The sequence below is a fragment of the Asticcacaulis excentricus CB 48 genome (assembly GCF_000175215.2).
In the GTDB taxonomy this organism is placed as follows: Bacteria; Pseudomonadota; Alphaproteobacteria; order Caulobacterales; family Caulobacteraceae; genus Asticcacaulis; species Asticcacaulis excentricus.
The window spans coordinates 487,036-503,790 of the sequence record NC_014817.1 but is presented as its reverse complement, the minus strand read 5'-3'; the positions used below and the strand labels follow the sequence as shown (position 1 = coordinate 503,790).

The window sequence follows — 16,755 nt, the reverse complement described above, 5'->3', positions numbered from 1 at the left end:
TTTTCGGCAATATCGCTTCAACTTGTGAATATATGAGCGATATCCTCGATTTCGAACTGCACGCCCTTGCGTCCCATATAGTCGTCGGGTTTTAGTCGCCCCGCCACGTGGATTGCCCCGACCGGGTTGAGCAGGGCCGCGCCCACCGCCGTATCCTGCGCGCGCCAGGCAATGGCTTTCAGACGCTTGCCGCCTTCGTCAATCAGGTCGCAACGCACATGCCCGCCTTTCAGCGCCGAGGCATAGCCCACACGCATCCCCGGCAGGACAAACATCGGCTCCGGATTACCCGGACCGAAGGGGGCCATGATCTCAAAACACTCCAGTAGGACCCGCGTACAGGCCCCGGCACTGAGCGCGGCGTCGATTTCCAGCCGGTCCTTACGGTCAGCCTCGACGGTGGCATTGGCGATATGCGAATTGAGAAAAGTCCGCAGTTCCGGAATGCGCGCGGCCTCAATACTCAGGCCCGCCGCCATGGCGTGACCGCCGCCTGACAGCAAAAGCCCGCTTTCAAAGGCCGCCGTCACCGCCTGCCCCAGATTGATCCCGGCCTGCGATCGGCCCGATCCCTTCCCTATCCCCGTAACCGGGTCGATGCCGATGACGATGACCGGCTTGTGCCAGCGTTCGCGCAGCCGACCCGCCACAATACCAATGACGCCGGGATGCCAGTCTTCGTGCGCGACGATAATGACGTGGTCTTCGGCCGTAACCAGCCCCTTTGTCTCGGCCAGAGCCAAGGCCTGTTCCTGCACGGCGGCCTCGACGTCACGGCGCGTCTTGTTCAACTCATCCAGTTCCTGCGCTAGCGCCGCCGCTTCGTCCGCATCGTCGGTGGACAAAAGTCGTACCCCCAGATCAGCGCGACCGATACGCCCGCCGGCATTGATTCGCGGCCCCAGCACAAAGCCGGAATGAAACACCCCGAGCGCTGTAGCCGCGTCCTTGGGCTCGCCCCCAGCCACCTGCATCAGGGCACGGATGCCCGGATTGTTCAGACGCGACATGACCTTCAGCCCCTGCGAAGCGAGCGCACGATTGAACCCGCTCAGCGCCGTCACATCGCAGATAGCCCCCAGGGCCGCCAGATCAAGCCATTGAGTCAGGTCAGGCCGAGGCCGCTCGGCAAACAGTCCGCGCGTTTCGGCTTCGCGGTTAAGCGCCGCCAACACCACGAATACCACACCGGCCGCTGCCAGATTGCCCTGCGCCGAGGTACAGCCTGGCCGGTTAGGATTGACCACAGCACGGCATTTGGGCGGGTCTTCGCGCATGATGTGATGGTCGATCACCACCACCTCAAGACCGATACGCGCCGCATAGTCGAGCGCCCGGTGCGCCGACGCCCCGCAATCGACCGTGATGACCAGATCGGCCCCTTCGGCTTTTAATCGGTCAAAAGCCTTCTCCGACGGGCCATAGCCTTCCAGCATCCGGTCAGGCACATAGACGCTCAGTTCGTGACCCATATGGCGGAACCAGCGCACCAGTTGCGCCGCAGACGTCGCGCCATCGACATCATAGTCGGCAAAGACATAGATCTTCTGACGCGCCTGAAGCGCATCGAGAATGGCCGCCACCGCCTGCGGCATGTCCATGAAACCATCCGGATCAGGGAACAGCGCCTTCAGGGTCGGTCGCAAATAGTCGTCGAGCGTTGCCGCCGTCACCCCGCGCGCCGCAATCGAGCGCGCCACCGGCTCGACAAAGGCCTCTTCCATCGGGCCTTTGAGCGCGATCTGCTGCGTAATCTGACGCAATTCATGCGCGCCCACGCGCTGGCTGTCGCGGCGATCCACCCACAGACGGCCCGTCACCGACGTCTCCACCCCCAGAAACGGCGGCAGGTCGGTCAGGTTCTGGCGGGCAGGATCATCGGGCATGGGACATCACGATTGGAGGGGGCGACGCATATACAGCTTACGGATAGTCTGAGTCCGTGAAATCATCACCAGACTTTCGGTGCTGATAAACACCTCCCCGTCGGGAGACATCTCCTTTTGCACTCCATCGAGCAACGCACCGGGTGTGACGCCCGTCGCCACAAAGACGACGTCCGAGGAGACCAGTTCGTTCAGGCTGTATTTACGGTCGAAGTCGCTCAGGCCCAGACGCTGCGCCCGCTGGCGCTCATCGTCATTGCGGAAGACCAGACGGCCCTGAAACTGACCGCCGACGCATTTCAATGCCGCTGCCGCCAGCACGCCTTCCGGCGCCCCGCCCGACCCCAGATAGATGTCGATGCCGGTCTCCGGCTGCGCCGTGTGGAAGACGCCGGCGACATCGCCGTCGGTGATCAGGTGCACGCGCGCTCCGGCCTTGCGCAGCGAGGCGATGATGCGGTCGTGGCGGGGGCGATCCAGCACACAGGCGACGATTTCCGAGACATCCACCCCCTTAGCCGCAGCCAGTGCCCGCACATTGTCTTCAGGGCTGGCGTCCAGATCGACCACGCCGTCGGGATAGCCCGGACCAATAGCGATCTTGTCCATATAGGTGTCCGGCGCGTGCAACAGCCCGCCGCGCGGCGCGAATGCCACCACGGTCAGGGCGTTGTTCATGGCCTTAGCCGCCAAAGTTGTGCCTTCCAGAGGGTCAAGCGCGATGTCAATTGCCGTGCCCTTGCCCGTGCCGACCGTCTCACCGATAAACAGCATGGGGGCTTCGTCACGCTCGCCTTCGCCGATGACGATACGGCCGTCCATGTCGATGGCATTGAGCGCCGAGCGCATAGCGTCTACCGCCGCCTGATCCGCCGCCTTCTCGTCCCCCTTGCCGATCCAGCCATGCGCGGCAATAGCCGCCTCTTCGGCCACCCGAACGATGTCGAGGGCCAAGTCGAAACCCGTTTGTGACATAGGCATTTCCCTGTTGGTCTGTTTTTTTATTTCGCCACGGGTGGCGGCTCGGCGCGCGCGCGCAGGCGGGCGGCCAGGCTTTCTATGGCGGCACTGTCGGCGCCATTTTTAATCGGCGCCCCCAGAACGGGGTCGATGCGCGCATTGGCAGCCTTAGCCATGGCTTCGGGGGCCTTAAGCTCCCACGGCAGGGCGTCGGCCGTTTTTTGAAGCTGATCGGATCGGGCTTTCAGTGCCACTACCTGTTGCCTGATCTGCTCCGGCGTCGGCACATCCTGAGGCGGCGGCGGGAATTCAGACCATTTCGGGAAGCTGTCATAGGCGCGCGGCGAAGACGCTTCCTGAGCTGGAGCGGACAAGGCAAAGGCTCCAATAACCGCACAGGGCAGCAAGAGCGCGTAAATCTTTGACCGCTTAATCATGAAGAAGCTCCGCAACCGATGGCATCGGTTATAAAAACCGGGCTGATCAAAAGCAAACTTTGCGAGTCCTGAACAGCCCTAAAACACGTCATAACGCGATGTTGCATATTATACAGTGAAAATTGTGGCGCAACGCTTGATGAAGCGCGTTAGAAAATAGCAAGAAACGACTCGCGGAGGCCGCCATGACTGAAAAAAGCACTGAGAAACCCGCTTCCAAGGCCAAAACCCGCAAGGCTGCTGCCCCTAAAAAAGCCGTCGCCGCCGAAGCGACGCCTGCGATGGCCCCCGCCCCTGTGGCCAAGGCCACACGCAAAACAGCACCTAAACCTAAGGCCGCTTCTGTAGAAGCCCCCGTGGCCCCAAAGCCAGCGGCTCAGTCCGCGCCGTCGCCAACGCCCCCTCAGTCCGAACCGTCGCCCGAATCCACCTTCGATTCCGAGCAGATGAAGGCGCTGGAAGACCTGTCGATCAATCTCGCCAAGGCCGCCATCACCGCCCAGACGGCATTGGCCAGCGCGGTTCTGAAGCAACCGGATTTCAATGGCACACCAAACGGTGATCCGTTTCAGGTCGCCCCCGCCATGACCAGCGTCATGACTTCGCTGGCGCAAAACCCCGAAAAGGTCATCGAAGCCCAGACCGACCTGATGACCGGCTATATGTCGCTGTGGGCCGAAATGACCCGCCGGTCCCTGGGCGTCGAAACCCCGGAAGACACCACGCCGAAGGACAAGCGCTTCTCCGATCCGCGCTGGCAGCAGAACCTCGTCTTCGACATGATGCGCAAGTCGTATCTTCTGTCCTCGACCTGGCTCAACAACCTCGTGTCTTCGGTTGAGGACGTCGATCCATTGCATAAGCGCCGCGCCGAGTTTTTCACCAAGCTGGTCACCGACGCCTTTTCGCCCTCCAACTTCCTGATGTCCAATCCGGCGGCGCTCGACACGCTGCTCAGTTCCAAGGGCGAAAGTCTGGTCAAGGGGATGCAGAAATTCGCCGATGACCTGGCGCGCGGCGACGGCAAGCTGAAGATTTCTCAGGCCGATTACGCCCATTTCAAGGTCGGCGAAAACGTCGCCACTACGCCGGGTAAAGTGGTGTGGCGCGGGCCTTTGTTCGAACTGCTGCAATATAATCCGACTACGGATGAAGTGCACGAAACGCCTTTACTGATCTTCCCACCGTGGATCAACAAATACTATATCCTCGATCTGCAATCGAAGAATTCGCTGATCAAGTGGCTGACGGATCAGGGCTTTTCGGTTTTTGTCGTCTCATGGGTCAATCCGGATGCCGACCTGAAGGACGTCACTTTTGAGGACTATATGTTCGGCGGCGTCTATAAGGCCATGTCATTAGTCCGTGAACAGACGGGTTCGCCAAAGGTCAATACGGTCGGCTACTGCATCGGCGGCACGCTTCTGGGCGTCGCTCTGGCGCACATGGCAGCCAAGGGCGACGACAGCGTATCATCGGCCACCTTCTTTACGGCCCAGCACGACTTTTCCGAAGCCGGCGACCTGCTCCTCTTCACCAATGAAGCCTGGCTGAAAGAGCTGGAGCGCCAGATGGACGCCGCCGGTGGCGTCTTGCCGGGAGCGGCGATGGCCGACACCTTCAATGCGCTGCGCGCTAACGATCTGGTCTGGTCCTTCTTCGTCAATAACTACCTGATGGGTAAGGATCTGACCGCCTTCGACCTGCTGTGCTGGAATGCCGATCAGACGCGCATGCCCAAGGCACTGCACATGTACTACCTGCGCAAATTCTATCATGAAAACGCCCTGTCTCAGGGCAAGCTCACCATTGCGGGCGTGCCCATCGACCTGAAAAACGTCAGGATTCCCGTCTTTGAGCAGTCCGGCCGCGAAGACCATATCGCTCCCCCGGGCTCGGTATTCAAATCGGCCCGCCTGTTCGGCGGCCCAGTCACCTTCGTCATGGCGGGCTCCGGCCACATTGCCGGCGTCGTGAACCCGCCCGCGGCCCAGAAGTACCAGCACTGGATCAACGAACTGAGCAATGCCAAAGGCTTACCAGAGACTCTTGAGGCCTGGCAAAAGGACGCTGTCGAACATAAGGGGTCGTGGTGGGACTATTGGGCCCAGTGGCTGCACGACAAGTCCGGCCCGATGGTCCCGGCGCGTGATCCCTCCAAGGGCAAGTTCAAACCCGATATGGACGCGCCGGGTTCATACGTTCTGGTAAAGTCGTAAGCAGAAAATTCAAGATCGTGGGGCCGCAGGCCCCACACCCCAAAACCGGTAATCTGATGATGGCCGGGATTTTGGAACTGGGAACCACAGATTTCACAGATGGCACAGATTGGCGCTTCGCGCCCTCACGGGTCTTTGGCCTCTATCGTTGCCGATCTGACTAGAAAATCTGTGTAATCTGTGAAATCTGTGGTTCAAACCCTGGCCAAATTCGGCGGACGGACCTTTTAAAACCACGGATAAACACGGATGACGAACTCCGTTCGTCGGCACGGATATCCGTGTTGGCGGCAAAGCCGCCATCCGTGGTGAAAACTCTTTTATATGGGTAAAAGGGGTGCAGGGGCCTGTGGCCCCTGCGTCTTAAACCCTTACAGTCTAAGAATAATCGTCTCTACGATCGGTCGGCGGCCCCAAGTATTCTGAGCGGCCTTTTTAAGCACGCGCGCCACGGCGGTTTCGACGGTCTGATCATCGTCGCGTTCTTCGCGGGAAAGCTTCTGCACGGCTTTTTCTGCTAAATCGCACAGCTTTTCGAGCTGATCCGAGATGCTGTCTTCGTCCTCAAAGGCCAGACCGAGGCCGCGGACCTCGACGTATGACGCCAACTGGTTCTTGCTGTTGAGGGCGAAGGAGACGAACAACATGCCGTTATGGGCGGCATGGCGGCGCTCACGCAGGGCTTCGGAGGCTTCGGGGACCAGCATCCCGCCATCGACAAACAGGCGACCAGACGGCACTTCGTCGATGATTTCGGGCTTACCAGGAGCGAGGCGCACCATATCGCCATTGCGCAGGACGACCTGTTCCGGGATGCCGATTTCGGCCGCCAGAGCGGCGTGCTTTTGCAGGTGGCGGCGTTCACCGTGCGTCGGAATGGCGATTTTCGGCCGCGCCCAGGCGTACATCTGCTTCAGTTCGTCGCGGCAGGGGTGGCCAGAGACGTGGATGCCGGGGTGATCCTTTTCGGTATGAATTTCCACACCGAGGTCCGACAGGCGGTTTTGCAGGCTGCGGATGGCGATTTCGTTGCCCGGAATGACGCGTGAAGAGAAGACGCAGGAATCCCCGGCCCCCAGACGCACCAGCGGATGGTTGCCGTCGGCGATACGCGACAGGGCGGCGCGCGGTTCGCCCTGAGAGCCCGTGCACAGATAAAGGACTTCGGTGTCTTTCATCTTGACGGCTTCGGCTTCGGAGACGAATTCCTGAACGCCCTTCATCAGACCGACAAATTTGGCAGCCGCCGCCATGCGGTGCATTGAGCGCCCGACAAGGCAGACCGAACGGCCACAGGCTTCGGCGGCGCGGATGACGCTGTCCATGCGGGCGACATTAGAGGCGAAGCAAGCCACCGCCACGCGACCCGTCAGTGTACGGATCACCGCCTCAAGCGACACCTTCACATCCGCTTCGGAGCCCGCCTGCCCGTCCACGAACACATTGGTCGAGTCGCAGACCATGGCCAGCACGCCCTCATCGCCCAGAGCCACAATGCGGCTGATGTCGGTGGGTTTGCCGGTGATGGGGTCCGGGTCAATCTTCCAGTCGCCGGTGTGCAGCACCGTCCCCAGTGGCGTTTTGATGGACAGGCCGTTGGGTTCCGGGATCGAGTGGGTGATGGTGATATAGTCGATCTCGAACGGGCCCAGATGCACCTTGCCACCCAGCGGAACCTCGGTCAGGTCGAAGTCTTCGACACCTGCTTCGCGCAGCTTTTCGCGGATGAGGAAGGCAGTGAAGGGCGTGGCATAGAGCGGCGCCTTGATGCGGTCCCACAGCCAGCCCAGCGCCCCGATATGGTCTTCGTGGGCGTGGGTCAGGATGACACCCAGAATCTCTTCGCCTTCGAGGAATTTGGGGTCGGGCACAATGACTTCGATGCCGGGCGTAGTCAGGTCGCCGAAGGTCACACCGACATCGACCAGAATCCATTTACGGTCATGCTCCGGCCCGAAACCGTACGCATTGAGGTTCATACCGATTTCGTTTGAGCCGCCCAGCGGCAGAAACACCAGTTCGTCTTTATTTTTACTCATTTTTCTTTTGATTAGAGAGGGTACGCTGATAGATTTCAAGCAGACCCCGCAGCGTAAGATCGGGATCGAAATGATGGATGCGGTCGGTCGCGCCTTCGAACAGCGACGCCACGCCGCCGGTGGCTACGACCGTCATGGATTGACCGTATTCGGCCTGAATCTTGTCGGTCAGATATTCGATAAGGCCCATATAGCCCCAGAAAATGCCCGATTGCATAGCACTGACCGTGTCCTTGCCGATATAGTGCGCCGGGCGCTCGATCGCAATGCGCGGCAGCTTGGCCGCCGCCGAATGCAGGGCCTGAACCGACAGGTTGATGCCCGGCGCAATCGCCGTCCCTTCCAGCGCGCCATCGGCGGCAACGACATCGAAGGTGGTGGCGGTGCCTGAGTCAATCACGATCAACGGCCCGCCGTATTTGATCCAGGCGCCCACCGTATTGACCAGACGGTCGGCCCCGGCTTCAGACGGCTTGTCGATGCGGACTTCGATACCCAGATGCGTATTGTCGCCGATGACGTAGGGCGTCTTGTTGAAATAGCGCTGGGCCAGTTTGCGCAGGTTGAACAGGGACTGCGGCACGACCGAGGAGATGATGCAGTCCTCAATCTGATTGAAATCGAGGCCGTTCATCTGAAGTAGCTGATAGAGCCAGACGGCGTATTCGTCGGCGGTGCGCGTCGATTCGGTAGCCGTGCGCCATTGGGCGCGCCAGCCTTCGCCATCGTGCACGGCGAACAACGTATTGGTATTGCCCTGTTCGATGGCGAGCAGCATCAGGCCTCCGGATACGAAACGGACCCGCTGGCGATCACATGGATCGTGCCGTCCGGGTCTCTGACGCGCAGCGCGCCATAGTCATCGAGGCCAAGAATCGTTCCCGTCCGGGCCTGAGAGTGTTGCTCTATCAGACAGAGCTGGTCGCGGCCATAGGCCTGATCCCACCACTGCGCGGCTGTGGCTTCAAAGCCATGCGTAAGCCAGTCGTCCAGGCGCCGCGTCAGGGCCGCATCGAGGGCGTCCAGGACGACTTCGACGGTTTGTGGTTGCGCCGTCAGGTCGTTGAGCGCCGCGGTGCCATAGCTCAGTCCCTGCGGCGCTTTGGCGATGTTGATGCCGATGCCGATGACCACCCCCAGCCCTGTTTCAAGCGTTTCGCTCTGGGCCAGTATGCCACACAGCTTGCGGCCCTCGTACAGCACATCGTTCGGCCATTTGATCTTTAGCGGGTCCGGTGCGCTCAATACCGGACGGATAGCGTCGGTCACCGCCAGCGCCGCCACAAAGGAAAGTTGGGTCACACGGCGCATCTCGACCGGCAAAACCCCGTACCACGAGGCCATCAGATTGCCCGACGGCCCGTCCCACTGACGCCCCATACGCCCCTGCCCGGCCGTTTGCCGCTGCGCCCGGACCCAGCGCGGGCCGCGATCCCCCGCCCGCAGTCGGCTGAGGGCCTCGGTTTGGGTGGACGGCAGGGAGTCAAAAACGTCGATAAGGGCCATAAAAGAAATGCAGGGGTTACAAACCCCTGCACCCCGGAAGTTAAATTAAACAGCAGGCTCAGTTCAGGCCGAAGCTCTTGACCGCCGTTTCCGCCAGCGGATAGAGGCCCGACAAAGCGAAAGCCGCGATCGGGAAGGCAAAGGCGGCGGCGGCATAGGCAATCCACTTCGCTTCGAACGGGGCCTTGTCCAGCTCGCCCTTATCCCCATCGAACCACATCACCTTGATGATGCGCAGGTAATAAAAGGCCGCGATAACCGAAGCCACCAGACCGGCCACGGCAAAACCCCAATAACCGGCTTCGAGGGCCGCCCCGAAGACGAAGAACTTGCCCCAGAAGCCAGAGAAGGGCGGCATCCCCAGCACCGACAGGGCCAGCACCGTGATGGCGATAGTCAGCTTCATATCGACCTTGGACAGACCCGACAGGTCGTCAATCTTGCTGACCGCAATGCCCTTACGCGACAGTGCGATCTGAGCCGAGAACAGGCCCAGCGTATCGACCATGTACAGGACCGAGAACAGCAGCAGCGCCATAACGCCCTTGTCCGTCCCGGCCGCCAGGGCCAGCATGGCGTAACCCATATTGGCAATCGACGAATAGGCCAGCAGGCGCTTGAAGTCTTTTTGCATCAGACCGCCGAGGCCCCCGATCAGGAAGGACAGGGTGGCGATGGCAAGCAGCACCTGCGCCCACTGATCATGCAGACCGGCAAAGGCGTCGTTGAGGACGCGCGCCAGAAGCACCAGAGCCGCAAACTTCGGGGCACCGGCGAACAGGGCCACAACCGGGGTCGGTGCGCCTTCATAGACGTCCGGCGTCCACATGTGGAACGGTGCGGCAGAGACCTTAAAGGCCAGACCGGCAATGACGAAAACCAGACCGAAGATCAGACCGACCTGCATATTGGCCTGCGCCGAGGCGGCAATGGCGTCGAAATTCATCGAGCCTGCAAAGCCATAGACCAGCGAGATGCCATAAAGCAGCAGACCCGAAGACAGTGAGCCCAGCACGAAATACTTCAGGCCGGCTTCCGAGCCCTTGGCGTCGTCGCGACGGAAGGCCGCCATGACATAGGCCGCCAGCGAGTTCAGTTCGAGGCCGATATAGAGCGCGATCAGGTCGCCCGCCGACACCATCATGCTCATGCCGATGGCCGACAGGGTGACGAGGATCGGGAATTCGAAGCGGTTGTTGTTCTGACGCTCAAAATAGCCGCGCGCCAGCACCACGATCAGAGCCGAGGCGATGTAGATGAAGGTCTTGGCGAAATTGGCCACGCCGTCGGCGATGAAAGAGCCGTTGAAGACCTTACCGTGACCGTTGAAAGCCGCCGCAAAGGCCGCCGCGATCAGGGCCGCACCGCACAGTGCCGCGACCGAGCCTGCCGCCTTGTCACCGCGCAGCGCGCCGTAAACGAGGATGCCGAGTACGGAAACCGCCAGTATCAGTTCCGGAAGGGCCAGATGAAGAGCCGATGTCAAATCCATAAGGGGCGCTCCTATCCGCCGATAACAGCGCGGTACGTCGCCACAACGGCGTCCACGCTGGCGGTGGTAAAGTCAAATACAAAGGCCGGATAGATACCCAGCAGCAGCGTCCCCGCGATCAGGGGCGCAAAGATGATTTTTTCGCGCAAGGTCAGGTCCGGATGGCCTTTGAGCTGTTCGTTGGTCACCTCGCCGTACATGACGCGCTTGAACAGGGTCAGGGCATACATGGCCGACAGGATGACGCCGGTAGCGGCGACCAGCGCGGCCCAGGTCGAAGCCTGATAGAGGCCGGTCATGGTCAGGATTTCCCCGACAAAGCCCGACGTGCCCGGCAGGCCGACATTGGCCATAGTGAACAGCAAGAAGACGAAGGCGAAGTGCGGCATCAGCTTGGTCAGACCGCCGTAGAAGGCAATTTCGCGCGTATGCCAGCGGTCATAGACCACACCGACGCAGAGGAAAAGAGCGCCGGAGATAAAGCCGTGCGAAATCATCTGATAGACCGCGCCCTGCACGCCCGCCTGATTACCGGCGAAGATCCCCATGGTCACGAAGCCCATGTGGGCGACCGACGAATAGGCGATCAACTTCTTGATATCCGTCTGGCGGAAGGCGATCAGCGAGGTCACGACGATGGCGATGACCGACAGGGTCAGCACGAAGGGCGTGAACAGTTCCGAGGCATAGGGGAACATAGGCAGGTTGAAGCGGATGAACCCGTAGCCGCCGAGCTTCAGCAGAATACCGGCCAGCAGGACCGAGCCCGCCGTCGGGGCCTGCACGTGGGCGTCGGGCAGCCAGGTGTGCACCGGCCACATCGGCATCTTCACCGCGAACGAGGCGAAGAAGGCGAACCACAGCCACGGCTGCGCCGCTTGCGAGAAGGCGTAGGTCGAAAGAGTCGGAATATCCGACGTACCTGCCACACCGACCATGTACAGCATGGCCGCCAGCATTAGCACGGAGCCCAGCAGGGTATAGAGGAAAAACTTGTAGGCCGCGTAGATACGGTCCTTACCGCCCCAGATACCGATGATGAGGAACATCGGGACCAGACCGCCTTCGAAGAAGACGTAGAAGAGGAACAGGTCGAGCGCGGTGAAGACGCCAATGACCAGCGTTTCCAGCACGAGGAAGGCGATCATATATTCGACGAGGCGCGTCTTGACCGAGTCCCACGAGGCGAGGATGCACAGCGGCATCAGCAGCGCGGTCAGGGCCACGAACAGCACCGAAATGCCATCGACGCCCATGTGGTAGCTCAGGAAGCTGAACCACTGCACCTTTTCCACGAACTGATAGTCGGTGGTGGTGCGGTCAAACCCGGCCAGCAGGATGACGGTCAGCGCCAGCGTTGCCAGAGTCGTCCACAGGGCGATCCACTTGGCATTGCGTTCGATGACGCTGGCGTCATCCTTACGCGAGACCCATTTGACGCCAAGGATGGCAAACGCCCCTACCAGCGGCAGGAAGGTAATAAGGCTGAGAAGATTGGGGATTACCGGTGACATACTTAAAAGCTCTCCCCTATCGCGCCATACCAAAGACAACCCAGGTCAGAAGACCCGCGATGCCGAGGAACATGACGAAGGCGTAGTGATAGACATAGCCCGTCTGAGTCTTGACCAGACGTTGCGCCGATTTCAGCGCCGTCCAGGCCGCACCGTTCGGGCCCAAGCCGTCGATGATCTTCACATCGAGCACCTTCCAGAACAGGTCGCCGAGCGCCTTGGAACCCTTGACGAAGGTCGCCTGATACAGCTCGTCGAAGAACCATTTGTTGTACAGGAAGGTGTACAGCGGGCCCTTGCGCGCCGCCATGGCCTTGGGCAGGGCCGGCTTCAGCAGGTAGAAGTACACAGCCAGAGCTGTACCGATCAGGGTGACCACCAGCGGGGCCCACTTGACCCAGGCTTCCTCGATATGGTGCGCCTCATGCAGGACGTGGTTATGCGGTCCGTGCTGAATGGCGTGGCCCCAGAAGGCGTGGGCATGATCGCCGATAAAGTAAGGCGCGAAGACGAAACCGGCAGCCACCGCACCGATCGACAGCACAATCAGCGGGATCAGCATGACGATCGGGCTTTCGTGCGGCGTATGCGCATGGCCGTGGTGATCGTCGTGACCATGAGCGTGGGCGTGGTCGTCATGAGCATGGGCGACAGCCGCAGCCGCATCGTCGTCATGGACGTGGGCGTGATGATCGTCGTGCGCGGCTTCCCAGTGCTTCTTGCCGTGGAAGGTCATGAAGGCCAGACGCCAGCTATAGAAGGCCGTCAGCAGCGCCGCCAGAATACCGATCACGAAGGCGAACATGCCCTGCGGGGTATTATGGGCCGCCCAGGCGGTTTCGATGATCATATCCTTCGAGAAGAAGCCCGCGAAACCGATCTGCGTGTAGGGAATGCCCAGGCCGGTGATGGCGATGGTGCCAATGGTCATGGCCGCGTAGGTGACCGGCAGATACTTGGCCAGACCGCCCATGTGACGCATGTCCTGTTCGTGGTGCATGCCGTGGATGACCGAACCGGCCCCAAGGAACAGCAGCGCCTTGAAGAAGGCGTGGGTGAACAGGTGGAACATGGCCGCTTCGTAGGCCCCGACGCCCGCGGCGAAGAACATGTAGCCAAGCTGCGAACAGGTCGAGAAGGCGATGACGCGCTTGATGTCGTTCTGCGTGAAACCGATGGAGGCAGCGAAGATGGCGGTGATGGCCCCGATATAGGTGACGATCATCTTGGCCACCGGCGCATATTCGAACAGCGGCGACAGCAGGCAGACCATGTACACGCCGGCGGTGACCATGGTGGCGGCGTGGATCAGGGCCGACACGGGGGTCGGGCCTTCCATGGCGTCCGGCAGCCAGGTGTGCAGGAAGAACTGCGCCGACTTACCCATGGCCCCGATGAACAGCAGGAACGCGGCCAGATCGAGCGCCGAGAAGCTGTGGCCGAGGAACATCCAACTGGTGCTGGCCTTGGCGGCGATCAGCGGGAACAGTTCGTGGAAGTTGATGGTCCCGAACATCCAGTAGATCGTCATAATGCCCAGCGCGAAGCCGAAGTCACCGACGCGGTTGACGACGAAGGCCTTGATGGCCGCCGAAGACGCCGAGTCCTTCTGGAACCAGAAGCCGATCAGCAAGTAGGAGGCCAGACCGACGCCTTCCCAGCCGAAGAACAGCTGCATAAAGTCGGCCGCCGTCACCAGCATCAGCATGGCGAAGGTAAACAGCGACAGATAGGCGAAGAAGCGCGGACGGCTGGGGTCTTCGGCCATGTAGCCCCAGCTGTAAAGGTGCACCAGCGACGAAACTGAGGTCACCACGATCAGCATGGTGGCCGACAGGGCATCAATGCGGATCGACCACGCCGAGTGGAAGGTGCCGATATTGATGAAGTCGAGAAGCTTTACGGTGAAGGGCTCAAGACCTCCCCAGGTGTGCTGAGCAAAGGTGTACCACGACAGGGCGCAGGACAGGAACAGAAGCCCGGTGGTCACCGCCTGAGAGGCGATGTCACCGATCTTGCGCCCGAACAGGCCCGCCACCAGAGCCCCCAGAAGCGGGGCCAGAACAAGGATCGTAACCAGATTTTGCATGACTTCCCTTAGCCCTTCATCATGCTGGCGTCATCGACTTCGATGTCGCCGCGGTTACGGAAGAACGTCACAAGAATAGCCAGACCGACCGCCGCTTCCGCAGCCGCAACGGTGAGGACGAACATCGCCATGATCTGACCCTGCACATTATGCAGGTGCGTCGAGAAGGCGACGAAGTTGATATTGACCGCCAGAAGGATCAGTTCGATCGACATCAGGATGATGATGATGTTGCGGCGGTTCATGAAGATGCCAAACACCCCGATGGTGAACAGGATGGCCGAAACGATCAGATAGTGTTCAAGACCGATAGTCATTCCTTGATTCCTTCGCCGGTTTTGACCTTGACAATGGCCACGGCGTCCTTGCGGCGGCGCGTCACCTGGGTGTGGATGTCCTGACGCTTGACGTAGGTGCGATGCTGGAGCGTCAGCACGATGGCGCCGATCATGGCCACCAGAAGCACCAGACCCGACGCCTGGAAGACATAGACGTAATCTGTGTAGAGAACGCGACCGATGGCTTCGATATTGCTCATCTCTGCGCCATAGACCTGAGGCGATTGACCCGCCGCCGCGCCGCGCTGGGCCACGGCCGAAGAAATCATGATCAACTCGATCAGAAGCAGGATGCCGACCACCATGCCTATGGGCAGGTAGTTGGCGAAGCCCTGACGCAACTTGGTGAAGTCCACATCCAGCATCATGACGACGAAGAGGAAGAGGACCGCCACCGCGCCGACATAGACGACGACCAGAAGCATGGCGAGGAATTCCGCCCCCATCAGGACGAACAGGCCCGCCGCCGAAAAAAAGGCGAGGATCAGAAACAGCACCGAGTGCACCGGGTTGCGCGCGGTAATCACCAGCGCCCCCGATACGACGGTCACGGCCGCCAGAATGTAAAAGGCTATTGCCAGCATGATCGGGACCTCCGCCCCTTCTCTACTTTGCGGGTTCGGGATCGCTCCCTAGCCCCTCAGACTGTGATCCCGCAAGGCATATCCTTACGGAATCGGTGGATATTCATAGGCTCAATTAGCGGTAAGGTGCGTCCAGTTCGAGGGCGCGTGCAATCTCGCGCTCCCAGCGGTCGCCATTGGCCAGCAGTTTCGACTTGTCGTAGTACAACTCTTCGCGCGTATCGGTAGCGAATTCGAAGTTCGGGCCTTCGACGATGGCATCGACCGGACAAGCTTCCTGACACAGGCCGCAATAGATGCACTTCACCATATCGATGTCGTAGCGCGTCGTGCGGCGCGACCCGTCTTCGCGCGGCTCGGCCTCGATGGTGATGGCCTGAGCCGGGCAGATGGCTTCGCACAGCTTGCAGGCGATGCAACGTTCTTCGCCGTTGGGATACCGACGCAGGGCGTGCTCACCGCGGAAGCGCGGGCTGATCGGCCCCTTCTCGAACGGGTAGTTGATGGTCTTCTTCGGCTTGAACATATATTTCACGGCAAGGCCCGTGGCCCCGACGAAGTCAAGCAGCAGCGCGCCCTTGGCGGCTTGGACAAGACGGCCGATCATGCGAAATTACCTCCGAAAACCTGGTAGGCCGCGATGATAACGACGGCAACGAGAGACAGGGGCAGAAAGACCTTCCAGCCCAGACGCATCAGCTGATCGTAGCGGTAGCGCGGGACGATGGCCTTGGCGATGGCGAACATGATGAACCAGAACACCACCTTGAGGATGAACCAGCCGAGGCTGATCAGGGTGTAGGCCAGCGTGCCGGGGGCAATGATCGAGTCCATCGGGATGGGCGATTGCCAGCCGCCGAAGAACAGAATGGTGATCATCGCACACATCAGCACGATGTTGGCGTATTCACCGATCATGAACAACAGGTACGGCGTCGAGGAATATTCGACCTGATAGCCGGCGACCAGCTCGGATTCGGCTTCGGGCAGGTCGAACGGAGGACGGTTGGTTTCGGCCAGAGCCGAAATATAGAACATGACCATCATACCGAACATGACCGGCAGCTTGATGATGCCAAGGCCCAGAAGCCCGCCGCCGCCGAGGAAGTTCCAGTTCCAGAAGCCCCCCGCCTGCTTGTTGACGATGTCCGACAGGTTCATCGACCCGGCCAGCAGCACAACCGTAATGATGATGAAGCCCAGCGACACTTCGTAGGACACCATCTGCGCGGCGGAGCGCAGGCCGCCGAGGAAGGGGTATTTTGAGTTCGAAGCCCAGCCGCCCATGATGATGCCATAGACACCGAGCGACGAGATGGCGAACAGGTAGAGGATGCCGACATTGATGTTCGACACCACCCAGCCCGGCGCGAACGGAATGACCGCCCACGACATGAAGGCCAGAACGAAGGTCAGAAGCGGTGCAATCAGGAAGACCGGCTTGTCAGCCCCGGCGGGGATGATCACTTCCTTCAGCACGAACTTGAAGAAGTCGGCGAAGGACTGCATCAGGCCGAAGGGACCAACGACGTTCGGTCCTTTGCGCATCTGCACGCCGGCCCACACCTTGCGGTCACCCCACAGCAGGAAGGCCAGCGAGACCATCACGCCGACAATAACGGCGAGGGCCTGCCCGATGGTGATGATCGTCCAGCCCCACGGACCGGCCCAGAAATTAGCGTCTGTCATAT

14 protein-coding genes are annotated in these 16,755 nt (G+C 60.5%); 1 reads left to right on the top strand and 13 read right to left on the bottom strand.

Going from position 1 to position 16,755, the window contains the following annotated elements; all coding sequences use genetic code 11:
- Nucleotides 1-17: 17 nt before the first annotated feature.
- The 3 genes from recJ to ASTEX_RS13995 are packed head-to-tail and all read right to left on the bottom strand — an operon-like array spanning nt 18 to nt 3,283.
- A complete protein-coding gene (gene recJ / locus ASTEX_RS14005) occupies nt 18-1,886 on the bottom strand; it encodes a single-stranded-DNA-specific exonuclease RecJ (RefSeq protein ID WP_013480286.1) in 1,869 nt (622 codons plus the stop codon).
- Between the two features lie 6 nt (nt 1,887-1,892).
- Nucleotides 1,893-2,861: a class II fructose-bisphosphatase gene (glpX, locus tag ASTEX_RS14000; RefSeq protein ID WP_013480285.1), complete on the bottom strand. Its 969-nt coding sequence runs from the start codon at nt 2,859-2,861 to the stop codon at nt 1,893-1,895.
- Nucleotides 2,862-2,887: 26 nt separating this feature from the next.
- Entirely contained in the window at nt 2,888-3,283 is a 396-nt protein-coding gene (locus ASTEX_RS13995) for a hypothetical protein (RefSeq protein WP_013480284.1), read from the bottom strand.
- A 185-nt stretch (nt 3,284-3,468) separates the two neighbouring features.
- On the opposite strand from ASTEX_RS13995, the gene phaC reads away from it, so the two are divergent.
- Nucleotides 3,469-5,502 carry a class I poly(R)-hydroxyalkanoic acid synthase gene (phaC, locus tag ASTEX_RS13990; protein WP_013480283.1) on the top strand — a complete coding sequence of 678 codons (2,034 nt, stop codon included), beginning with the start codon at nt 3,469-3,471 and terminating at the stop codon, nt 5,500-5,502.
- 371 nt (nt 5,503-5,873) lie between these two features.
- Here phaC and ASTEX_RS13985 read toward each other — a convergent pair whose 3' ends face one another.
- From ASTEX_RS13985 to nuoH, 10 genes are all read right to left on the bottom strand, one after another.
- Nucleotides 5,874-7,541 carry a ribonuclease J gene (locus tag ASTEX_RS13985; protein ID WP_013480282.1) on the bottom strand — a complete coding sequence of 556 codons (1,668 nt, stop codon included), beginning with the start codon at nt 7,539-7,541 and terminating at the stop codon, nt 5,874-5,876.
- Nucleotides 7,534-8,322, bottom strand: coding sequence for a type III pantothenate kinase (locus tag ASTEX_RS13980; protein WP_041659380.1), 789 nt, complete (start codon nt 8,320-8,322; stop codon nt 7,534-7,536). The genes ASTEX_RS13985 and ASTEX_RS13980 overlap by 8 nt, the downstream gene beginning before the upstream one ends.
- A complete protein-coding gene (locus ASTEX_RS13975) occupies nt 8,319-9,047 on the bottom strand; it encodes a biotin--[acetyl-CoA-carboxylase] ligase (RefSeq protein ID WP_013480280.1) in 729 nt (242 codons plus the stop codon). Before ASTEX_RS13975 ends, ASTEX_RS13980 begins: the two co-directional genes overlap by 4 nt.
- A 58-nt stretch (nt 9,048-9,105) precedes the next feature.
- A complete protein-coding gene (gene nuoN, locus ASTEX_RS13970; RefSeq protein WP_013480279.1) occupies nt 9,106-10,539 on the bottom strand; it encodes an NADH-quinone oxidoreductase subunit NuoN in 1,434 nt (477 codons plus the stop codon).
- A gap of 11 nt (nt 10,540-10,550) precedes the next feature.
- Complete coding sequence (locus ASTEX_RS13965) at nt 10,551-12,053, bottom strand: NADH-quinone oxidoreductase subunit M (RefSeq protein ID WP_013480278.1); 1,503 nt, start codon at nt 12,051-12,053, stop codon at nt 10,551-10,553.
- A gap of 16 nt (nt 12,054-12,069) precedes the next feature.
- Nucleotides 12,070-14,142, bottom strand: coding sequence for an NADH-quinone oxidoreductase subunit L (gene nuoL, locus ASTEX_RS13960; RefSeq protein WP_013480277.1), 2,073 nt, complete (start codon nt 14,140-14,142; stop codon nt 12,070-12,072).
- A gap of 8 nt (nt 14,143-14,150) precedes the next feature.
- Nucleotides 14,151-14,459, bottom strand: coding sequence for an NADH-quinone oxidoreductase subunit NuoK (gene nuoK / locus ASTEX_RS13955; protein ID WP_013480276.1), 309 nt, complete (start codon nt 14,457-14,459; stop codon nt 14,151-14,153).
- Entirely contained in the window at nt 14,456-15,064 is a 609-nt protein-coding gene (locus ASTEX_RS13950) for an NADH-quinone oxidoreductase subunit J (RefSeq protein ID WP_013480275.1), read from the bottom strand. Before ASTEX_RS13950 ends, nuoK begins: the two co-directional genes overlap by 4 nt.
- Nucleotides 15,065-15,179: 115 nt before the next feature.
- A complete protein-coding gene (nuoI, locus tag ASTEX_RS13945; RefSeq protein ID WP_013480274.1) occupies nt 15,180-15,671 on the bottom strand; it encodes an NADH-quinone oxidoreductase subunit NuoI in 492 nt (163 codons plus the stop codon).
- A complete protein-coding gene (gene nuoH / locus ASTEX_RS13940; RefSeq protein WP_013480273.1) occupies nt 15,668-16,753 on the bottom strand; it encodes an NADH-quinone oxidoreductase subunit NuoH in 1,086 nt (361 codons plus the stop codon). The genes nuoI and nuoH overlap by 4 nt, the downstream gene beginning before the upstream one ends.
- Between the last annotated feature and the right edge of the window lie 2 nt (nt 16,754-16,755).

Excerpts from the sequence above, each read along its gene's own strand:
- recJ (WP_013480286.1), bottom strand. The coding sequence starts at position 1,886 with ATGCCCGATGATCCTGCCCGCCAGAACCTGACCGACCTGCCGCCGTTT.
- glpX (WP_013480285.1), bottom strand. The coding sequence starts at position 2,861 with ATGTCACAAACGGGTTTCGACTTGGCCCTCGACATCGTTCGGGTGGCC.
- ASTEX_RS13995 (WP_013480284.1), bottom strand. The coding sequence starts at position 3,283 with ATGATTAAGCGGTCAAAGATTTACGCGCTCTTGCTGCCCTGTGCGGTT.
- phaC (WP_013480283.1), top strand. The coding sequence starts at position 3,469 with ATGACTGAAAAAAGCACTGAGAAACCCGCTTCCAAGGCCAAAACCCGC.
- ASTEX_RS13985 (WP_013480282.1), bottom strand. The coding sequence starts at position 7,541 with ATGAGTAAAAATAAAGACGAACTGGTGTTTCTGCCGCTGGGCGGCTCA.
- ASTEX_RS13975 (WP_013480280.1), bottom strand. The coding sequence starts at position 9,047 with ATGGCCCTTATCGACGTTTTTGACTCCCTGCCGTCCACCCAAACCGAG.
- nuoN (WP_013480279.1), bottom strand. The coding sequence starts at position 10,539 with ATGGATTTGACATCGGCTCTTCATCTGGCCCTTCCGGAACTGATACTG.
- ASTEX_RS13965 (WP_013480278.1), bottom strand. The coding sequence starts at position 12,053 with ATGTCACCGGTAATCCCCAATCTTCTCAGCCTTATTACCTTCCTGCCG.
- nuoL (WP_013480277.1), bottom strand. The coding sequence starts at position 14,142 with ATGCAAAATCTGGTTACGATCCTTGTTCTGGCCCCGCTTCTGGGGGCT.
- nuoK (WP_013480276.1), bottom strand. The coding sequence starts at position 14,459 with ATGACTATCGGTCTTGAACACTATCTGATCGTTTCGGCCATCCTGTTC.
- ASTEX_RS13950 (WP_013480275.1), bottom strand. The coding sequence starts at position 15,064 with ATGCTGGCAATAGCCTTTTACATTCTGGCGGCCGTGACCGTCGTATCG.
- nuoI (WP_013480274.1), bottom strand. The coding sequence starts at position 15,671 with ATGATCGGCCGTCTTGTCCAAGCCGCCAAGGGCGCGCTGCTGCTTGAC.
- nuoH (WP_013480273.1), bottom strand. The coding sequence starts at position 16,753 with ATGACAGACGCTAATTTCTGGGCCGGTCCGTGGGGCTGGACGATCATC.